The following is an 8,516-nucleotide window of genomic DNA, read 5'->3' as shown; positions in this document are numbered from 1 at the left end:
CGAGCTGCTCCGCGTTCCAGAACGTGGCGGCGCTCTCATGGGTCAGGAACCGCGGGCCATAGCATACTGTGCGGCCGGGATAGGGATTGCGCGCGGGTACCTTGGGATCGAAGTAGAAGTCCCCGAAACTGGGATAGAAGGCGTAGCTGTGCTCGGGCGCGACGTCGGTCAGAGCACGCGCCATGGCATCGGCGAAGTAGCCGCAGCCGGCCTTGCCCGTGCCGGTCTGGCTCACGTCGAACCCGATATGCATTGCTTCTCTCGTCGTTCGGCTCGTCTCACCGGCCAAGAAGCCATTTCCCCGTCAGCCGACGCATGTCCGGTGACACGCTGTGGTTCCATCGGATAGCGGCCAGCCAGGACCTTAGGCCGAGTTCGATCACGAAACGCCGCGGATGCTTCGATCGATCGATACGGGCATCCACGACGGCATGCGCATAGTTGTAGAGCCAAGCATCCTGGACCCTGCCGAGCAGGCGGCGCTGCATGTCGTTGATTTCGGCATGAACCTTCACGCGGGAACCGAGCGTCTTGTTTTCGGCATAGAGCCGTGATCCTGACAGCTTCTCTTGCATGTAATGGAACTTCGCCCCCCTGGCGGCCAGACGAAGCCAGTATTCGTAGTCCATGCAGTAGTTCAGGCGCTCGTCGAGCATCCCCCACCGCTGGACCACGCTGCGACGGAAGAACACCGAGGGCTGGCAGATGAAGCACGTGTCGCGAAGCCGGTCGGGGTCCCAGGGTTCCGTGGGATAGGGCTCGAAAGCCCGATCATTGATGTCGATATGCTCCGCCATGCCATAGATGACGTCGACGTCCGGATTCCCATCGAAGAAGTCGAGCACCTTCTTGATGGCCCCGGGATAGTAGATGTCGTCCGAGTTCAGCCAGCCGATGACGGGTGCCCGCGTCGCCTGCAGGCCCTTGTTCACCGCGTGCGATTGGCCCCGATCCTTCTCGCTCACCCAGGTCAGGCAAGGATCGTAGCGACGGAGGACGTCGATGGTCTCGTCGGTGCTGCCGCCATCGAACACGACATATTCCAGGTCCGGTACGTCCTGTCCGATCACGCTGTCGATCGTGCGCTGGATGAAGCGTCCCTGGTTGAAGGAAGGCGTGATCACGCAGACCGTCATCCATGGGACTCCGGAAACAGCCGGAGGCGATCACCCTGGGGCAGGACCAGGTCGCAGCGCTCGATCATGACAGACAGCTCGCGATGATCCCGGCTCGGGCCGAAGCTCGAAGGGACGAACGAGGGCGTGATCCGGATCCTGATACCCCCAGTACCACCCGGCAGGTCGAACCGGAGCGTGGTGCGTTCGCCCCTGGCCAGCGGCTGCGGTGCAGTCTGCGTACCGTCAGACGAGCCGGCAGCAAGCAGGACCATGGCATGAGGTAGCCAGTCGGGCGCCAGGACATCAAGCTCGACAGCGGTGGCATCAAAGCCTCGGGACAACTCCAGGGTAATTTCGGCGCCGGCCCAGCCATCGCCATGGATGCCAGAGAGCCGGCGGTGCTCGCCGACATTTTCCAGCGCGAAGCCGAACAGATCCCAGTACTCGCGCGCCATCACCCCGACGTCGGAGAACTGCTCAGCCCGGCGTCTTCCCTCCGATGCCCATGCTTCTCTGGCGGCATCGTCGGTCGCAAGGCGCATGATCGCCGCGGCCACGTCACCTGGCATGCGCGGGTCGAACATCAGCGCGGCACCGCTCGCTATCTCCGGCAGCGAGGTCACGTCGCTGCATGCCACCGGCACGCCGAGCGCCATCGCCTCGACCACCGGCAGCCCGAACCCTTCGAACAGCGACGGGAAGACGAGCCCGCGGGCACCGCTCACCAGTGCGGCGAACTCGGCCTCCGCGAGATGTCCCGGAAAGCTGACCTTCTGGCTTAGCTGCATCCGTGCAGCCAGGCGCATCAGATGATCGCGTCTTTCACCCGGAGCGCCGGTGCAGACCAGCCGGATCTGGTCCGGCAGCCCCTGGTGGCACGCCATGGCGAACGCCGTCAGCAGCATCTCGTGGTTCTTGTGCCGCCAGAAGTTGGCGGGGTAGATCAGGTACTGGCCGCGTTCGAGGCCGAGCTTCGTAAGGACATCGGCCAGATCCTCGTTCGACCAGCTGTTCTCCAGCCTGCGGGCCATCCGGTGGTGGATCGTTCGCACGCGTTCCGGATCAGGCGGGTTGTGCGCGAGGACGGTTGCCCGCGCATGATCGGAGATGGTCGCGATCGCCGCCGAGAAGCGGAAGGCGTTCTTGATGGCGAGATCCCGGTTGGCGGCATCCTCTGCAGCGAAGAACTGGGGGTACACCATGTACTGGACGTCATGGATCGTCGTCACGGTGGGCACGCCCGGCTCGTATAGCGTCGGTGCGGTGAAGGGGCAGAACAGCAGGTCGGCCTTGCTGTCCGCCACCGGCGACCGGATGAGGGTTCTCTTGATGAGCCGTGCCGCGATGCGCGACATGAGGAACGCCAGCTTCTTCGGCGCGCGGCGGAACACGGCGGCGCGCAGGCCATACAACAGCCGGCCGATGCTCTGCTCGCGCTGAAGCACGCCCACGCCCGGTACCAGGAGGCGGCGCACGTTGGGCCCTTCCAGGGCGGCGAGTTCGTCGAAGGCGGCGCGCTGGGTCAACAGGACGAACTGTGTGTCCGGTGCCAGTTGCGCCAATGCCTTCACCAGCTCGATGGCAAAGATCTTCGCGCCACCGTTCTCTCCGCCGGGCAGGATCGGAGTCAGGTCGACCGCGACATTGCGTGGGGCGCGCATGCTGCTTCTTTCGCGTGGATGATGCTGGTCTGCCCGCTGTCTCCTATCCTGCTGATCCACAGGTGCCGGTTCTCGTGTGGGACCGCAGCACGACGACACCGGCAAGCCCAGGCCAGCTCATTGGCCGCCTTCTCTGTTCATCGGACGAACATTCCGTTGGGATCCGTTCTCAGCGCCGCCAGCCATCGACATACCGTCGCAACCGGCCGAACAGCCCCTTTTGAGTCTCTTGCACGACCTCTGATACGTGCCCAATCATCTGCTCCAGCTTCTGCTGCGCGGCCCGTTCCACAGCAGCCATGTCCAACAGGGTATTCAACGACTGATCCAGCTTCTGGTGCGCTGCCTGCTCCGCAGCAGCCGCGTCCGACAGGATGTTCAGTTCCTGTTGCAGATCCTGCCGCGCCGCCTTTTCCTGCGCTATCCATTCCGATATTCGCCCAAGCTCCGAGATCCGAGCCAGAAAATAAGCCCGCTCCTCTTCCAGCTGCTTCAGCATCGCTCCCTGCCTCTCGATCAGGGCCAGGGGGCTCTCTTTGACGCCAAGCAGCCGGATCGCGTCGTCCGGCTGCCTCGATGCCTTCCGGACTGCCGCGATCATCTTCGGCGCGTCGGGTCGCCCGCGCGTCGACACGTCGATGAGATGTTGGCGGGACCGATAGTTCCCTTCGACCCTGGCATGAGTGACCCGCGCAAGGGCCGCCCCGTTGTCGACGATGCCGTCCTGCTCAAGTGCCGGGAGGAGGTCGCCGAAGCCAAGCGCCACAATCTCTTCCGAGGAGAAGATATCGTGGACGGCCTGCTTCTCCTCCCGGGTCAGGACATCCCGCCAGGCCCAAAGGCTGTCCTGATGGATCGAGCGCGTTTCCAGGATCTTGTGGTCGCCCAGATGGCCGCGGCGGCGCTCCAGGCTCTCCTGGGCGAACGGCGTCGACGCCGCCTGCGGGTCGGCCCCCAGAAAGACGAGCGCCGACCTCAAGGCCTGCTCCGTGTTCGCGACCAGATCGTCATAGTGGCATACATGCACCCGAGACGGGTTGGCAGCGGCAAACCTGTTCAACCTGCGATAGCCGAGCACCAGATCGAACAGGAGCTCGTCGTCCGCATCGGCCAGCGCGGCAAGCAGATCGAATTTCCAGCTGGCTTTCAGCGATCCCGCTACTGCGAACGGGTTCCGCTTCAGGTAGATGAACTTGGCCTTTGGAAAGATCCGGCCGATCTCGTCGACGATCTGATAGTACCGGGGCGTCTTGTCGATAAAGATCGATTTGCCCTCGCGGCGCAGGTACTCGCCGTAGAGCGCCGTCGCGCAGGCCGCCTGCGCCCGTCCGACATCGAGCCCCTCCACGAATTGGGCAAAGGCTTCGCCGATCAGCTGGCTGCCGGCAGGATGAAGTGGATGGACCGCGCCCATCGCCTGCACCGCCAGCATCAGCCATGGCTCGGGCGGCGACGCGATCTCCGGGTGGCTGTCCAGCAGGTGCGACAGGAGGGTCGTTCCCGAGCGTGGCACGCCCAGCAGGAACGCCAGCGAACGGCTGTCCATATCATTCATGTCGTGACCTGCCTGCCCGGAATCCCGTCATCACCTGGCCCATGGGCAGGTCGTCGGGGACCATATCGATCCGGCACCGCGGTGCCACCGAAACATCGACGACCCCGCTCAAGGTCCACCGCATCGACGGGGCGGCGACCACGCGGAACATGTGAGCATCGATGATCCGGTGCAGGACCTCGCGGTTCTCCATGGTGGCGGAGTAAGCCCCGGCATTCGCGAAATAGATCCCGGGGCGCAGCAGGTTGCGGAACCAGAACGTCACGCGGACGCGCGATCCGCCGGCGATGTAGGGCTCGGATTCGGCCACTTCGTGGGACCCCATTCCGCCGATCTCGAAACCGGTGATGGTCTTGAGCACCATCCCGAAATAAACGCCGGTGACACCTTCGGTGAACCGGACGTCGTAGCAGTAGCGATAAAGATCCCCCGACGTGATGACGTTGACCGTGGCATCGGCCGCGTCCAGGATCCTGATATTCTCGATCACCGCGCCGTGCGGCATGTAGTTGACGGTACTGGCCGGCACCAGGCTCTCGTCATAGTAGGCGCCTGATCCATGATCCTGGGCCTGCACGGTCCGGCCGGCATCGGCGGTCGTGCGTTCGCCGGCATCCTGCCGATCCCCGTCGGCCCCGAGCGCATCGATCTCGCTGTCCCCGTTCTTCTGCATGGCCAGGATGGTGAGGCGGACCTGCTCCTGCTGGGCCGGCGGCGCATAGGCCAGCCGTTGGTATTTCGCGATCACCTGCTTCGGATCGCCCGTCAGGATGCACTCGCCCCGATCGATCAGGATGGCCCGGTCGCACAGTTCGATCACGGTCGCGCCCGAATGGCTGACGAACAGGATGGTCCCGCCCGCGTCACGGATCGCCCCGATCCGGGCATAGCACTTTCGCTGGAAGGCCTCGTCCCCGACGGCCAGCGCCTCGTCCACCACGAGAATGTCCGGATCGACATTGATCGCGACCGCGAAGCCGAGCCTTGCCGCCATGCCGCTGGAATAGCTCTTCACCGGCTGGTCGAGAAAGCCGCCGATATCGGCGAAGGCCGCGATCCGGTCGAACCGGGCCTCGATCTCGGCACGGTCGAGGCCCAGCACGGTCGCATTCAGGAACACGTTCTCGCGGCCGGTGAATTCGGGGTTGAACCCGGACCCCAGTTCGAGAAGGGCGGCGATGCGTCCCCTCGTGTCGACCGTGCCTTCGGTCGGGTTCAGCAAGCCGCAGATCAGCTGCAGCATTGTCGACTTGCCGCTGCCGTTGCGGCCGACGATCCCGACCGTTTCCCCGCTCTTCAACTCGAACGAGACGTTCCTTAGCGCCCAGAACTCGCGGTAGTACCGTCGGCGACCGCGGGCCAGCATCTGCAGGAGGCGGTCATGCGGCTTGTCGTAGATGTGATAGCACTTGCCCAGGCCCTGCGCCTTGATCGCAACGTCAGAGGACATCGGCGAATCCCTTGCGGGTCTTCTGAAACCACGCGAACCCCAGCCAGGCCACGAGCATCCCCAGGGCCAGATAGGCCAGGAACAAGGTCCAGGACGGCTGCCTTCCCCACATGAGCACGTCCCGCGCCTGCTCGACCGAGGGGGTGAGCGGGTTGGCCAGCATCAGGAGCTGGTAGGATTCGGGGAGTGACGAGGTCGGGTAGAAGATCGGCGACAGGAACATCAGGGCGGTGACGACGACCCCGACGATCTGGGCAACGTCCCGCAGATACACGCCCAGCGCCGCCAGCATCCAGGACAGGCCCATGGTGAACATGATGCAGGGCAGCAGGACGACAGGCAGGAGGAAGGCGCTGAGGTGCGGCGTGCCGATGATCAGGATGTAGAAGACCATCCAGACCAGCACGTTGACGGCGGCGTGGAACAGGGACGAGCCCATGATCACCCAGGGCAGGATCTCGATCGGGAACATCACCCTCTTCACGAAATTGGTGTTGCCCACGATCAGGCCAGGCGCACGGTTCAGGCAGTCGGCGAAGATGTTGAAGACCACAAGGCCCGTAAACAAGGTCAGCGCGAATCCCACCTTGGACGTGCCACCTGTTCCCCACCGTGCCTGGAACACGACGCTGAAGACGAAGGTATAGACGGCCAGCATCATCATGGGCTGCAGGAGCGACCAGAAGATGCCCATGAACGAGCCCCGATAGCGCCCTGCGACCTCCCGCTCGACCAGAGCCATCGCCAGCCGACGGTTGCGCCACAAGCTCGCCACCAGCTCACGCGGCGAGGCACTGAAGCTCTGCATCGATCGGACACCTCGAGGTGGAAGGAGCACGCCCCGTCGCAAGGCGATCGGTGCGAAGCGGCGCAGCATTCCGTTGTTGCGCGTGGCTTTCGGCCCGCCGCAGCCGAACGACCTGATGGGCCGACATTGCCGGCGCGTCTAGAGGCCGGAGCACGGATGGACCCACCTCAGCCGGCTGGATGCCCATCGGGTGACACCGAGATCCGTGGCGCGACCGATGCCGGCACCATCTTCGCGGCTGGCAGGCAGCTGGAGATGGTCGTGCGAATGAATGGCGGCCCGCACGGGATCGGGCTGTACCACTGGGCGATCCATGATCGCCGTGGCTGCTGCCAGGCCGATGGGCCGTCGCCTATACCCCAACGCCTTGTCAAGCTGGCGCGAAACCTCCTGGCCCCTCCTTGCCAGGAATGAGCCAGCGTAGCCGGCAGGAAGCTACGGCCCATCACCTTGCTCCTTGGCATCGGCCTGACCGGTGCCGAGAACCCGATGCGATCAGGCGACGAGCCGATCCGCCCTTCGCAGGTTCATGGCCATGCAGAGCAGCCAGAGCACAGCATCGGCTGCGGATCAGGCCACGGTAGCGGACGTGGCCATAGAGGTAGCGCCGCTTCATGGCGCCGAAGAGCTTCAAGGGCCTGACTGCGCAGGGGCATGATCCCGACGTTCATCCAATTCTGCCATCGCAGACGCTCGATCCGATCTCTGCCAGAGACGCGGGCGGGAGCCCGCGGAGGGACGGCTGGCGCCTGCCTGCATGGCGGCGGCGCATGATCCGGCCGGTGGTGCCAGCCTCGGCCAAAGCGTCGCGCCCGCTGTCTCATGAGCCTTGTCCGCCAGCACCGCCTTCTCATCGCCACGGACGAGCATATCGGCGGCGACGCTCACAGCCGATGTCGGCGCCGGCACAGGATGGCCACGCGGATCAGGTCCGAGGCTCCCGCTGCAGCCTTCTCCGGCACTTGTATCCCAGAAGCTCCGCTGGCCGCCACAAGTGGAGCCGGCAGCCGGATCCTTGGCGGGGACTTCGCCTTCGCGCATGGGCGGGTGCCTCACGTGGGCTTCCATCCGGGCACGTCGATCATCGTGCCGACCTTGATGACCAGGCCGCGCCGCCCGAGTTGCACGTCCAAGACGGCTTTGGCCGAACCTGCCTCCACCAAGTCGATGCGGAAGCGGGAAGCGGCGCCGCATCCTCCAGGTCGAAGCCACAGAACCGTCGAAAGCCCGAGCGATCCGCCAAGGCCTCCTCCAGGTCGCAATCCGACGGGCGGTACCCTTGCCGTTCAGCAGGAACGGCAAGGCCGCCTGCAGACAGGTGCGGTCGGCAGACCGCGCAGGTGCAGCAGTAGAAGGGCTTCGGGCTGGACCATGGGTGGGGCAGGCTGGCCGCCCCGTGGGTGCCCGGATCCGCTCCAGGCCCTCATTTGAGGATGGAGGCTCAGCCGTTCACATGTCGCAGATCGCCTGGAAGGGGTGTCCGCCATGGCGATGCCTTGAGGTGTCCGACGAAGTTGTAGGCGGCAGCGAACGTGAGCACATGCGCTCGTAGGGACTGCAGGTCGGCATGGTGGAAGATCCTGATGGTCGTCCTTGACCGTCCGGTTCATCCGCTTGGCTTGGCCATTGGTCCACCCATGGTCAGCAGGCCATCGATGGCCGGTCAGGACGGTCTGGATCCGGTAGGGGAAGACCTCGACCACCTCGCTCGGGAAGGCGGCGCCGCTCGCTTTGGTGTTGGCGCTCAGGAAGGCGACGTGGCCGAAGCCCGTTCGCCTCCCGGGCCTGCTGGCCGGTCCCTCCAAAGATCGGATCAGCCGTCCGCTGACGGCTGATCGCCAGGAACATGAAGAGCTTGCCCTGGGCCAGTCGCAGCTCGCAGACGTGGACGTAGCCGATTGTGGTCAGGGCAAAGCGCTTGCGC

The 8,516-nt window shown here is 64.8% G+C and carries 6 protein-coding genes and 2 pseudogenes; all 8 read right to left on the bottom strand.

The features are described from left to right. Positions 1–253 (bottom strand): annotated as a pseudogene (locus VHL31_RS08875) (glycosyltransferase family 1 protein); the annotation flags it as partial. A gap of 25 nt (positions 254–278) precedes the next feature. After that, positions 279–1,136: a glycosyltransferase family 2 protein gene (locus tag VHL31_RS08870; protein ID WP_329660849.1), complete on the bottom strand. Its 858-nt coding sequence runs from the start codon at positions 1,134–1,136 to the stop codon at positions 279–281. Further along, positions 1,133–2,779 (bottom strand): glycosyltransferase family 1 protein, encoded by a 1,647-nt coding sequence (locus VHL31_RS08865; protein WP_329660848.1) that lies wholly within the window; start codon positions 2,777–2,779, stop codon positions 1,133–1,135. The genes VHL31_RS08870 and VHL31_RS08865 overlap by 4 nt, the downstream gene beginning before the upstream one ends. A gap of 169 nt (positions 2,780–2,948) precedes the next feature. Continuing rightward, entirely contained in the window at positions 2,949–4,334 is a 1,386-nt protein-coding gene (locus tag VHL31_RS08860; protein ID WP_329660847.1) for a sulfotransferase, read from the bottom strand. Continuing rightward, positions 4,327–5,784, bottom strand: a complete 1,458-nt coding sequence (locus VHL31_RS08855) for an ABC transporter ATP-binding protein (RefSeq protein WP_329660846.1) — start codon at positions 5,782–5,784, stop codon at positions 4,327–4,329. The genes VHL31_RS08860 and VHL31_RS08855 overlap by 8 nt, the downstream gene beginning before the upstream one ends. Then, the gene (locus tag VHL31_RS08850) at positions 5,774–6,592 is read right to left on the bottom strand and encodes an ABC transporter permease (RefSeq protein WP_329660845.1); all 819 of its coding nucleotides are present in this window, start codon (positions 6,590–6,592) and stop codon (positions 5,774–5,776) included. The genes VHL31_RS08855 and VHL31_RS08850 overlap by 11 nt, the downstream gene beginning before the upstream one ends. Before the next feature lie 1,081 nt (positions 6,593–7,673). After that, positions 7,674–7,910: a transposase gene (locus VHL31_RS26905; protein ID WP_414653678.1), complete on the bottom strand. Its 237-nt coding sequence runs from the start codon at positions 7,908–7,910 to the stop codon at positions 7,674–7,676. A 140-nt stretch (positions 7,911–8,050) separates the two neighbouring features. After that, a pseudogene (locus tag VHL31_RS26900) lies at positions 8,051–8,516 on the bottom strand (hypothetical protein); the annotation flags it as partial.

Origin of the sequence: Geminicoccus sp. (genome assembly GCF_036263595.1) — a bacterium.
Taxonomy (GTDB): Bacteria; Pseudomonadota; Alphaproteobacteria; order Geminicoccales; family Geminicoccaceae; genus Geminicoccus.
Note: the sequence above shows the minus strand (reverse complement) of the source record. Positions and strands in the feature narration are given on the sequence as shown.

Coding starts and splice junctions, on each gene's coding strand:
- VHL31_RS08870 (WP_329660849.1), bottom strand. CDS start 1,136: ATGACGGTCTGCGTGATCACGCCTTCCTTCAACCAGGGACGCTTCATC.
- VHL31_RS08865 (WP_329660848.1), bottom strand. CDS start 2,779: ATGCGCGCCCCACGCAATGTCGCGGTCGACCTGACTCCGATCCTGCCC.
- VHL31_RS08860 (WP_329660847.1), bottom strand. CDS start 4,334: ATGAATGATATGGACAGCCGTTCGCTGGCGTTCCTGCTGGGCGTGCCA.
- VHL31_RS08855 (WP_329660846.1), bottom strand. CDS start 5,784: ATGTCCTCTGACGTTGCGATCAAGGCGCAGGGCCTGGGCAAGTGCTAT.
- VHL31_RS08850 (WP_329660845.1), bottom strand. CDS start 6,592: ATGCAGAGCTTCAGTGCCTCGCCGCGTGAGCTGGTGGCGAGCTTGTGG.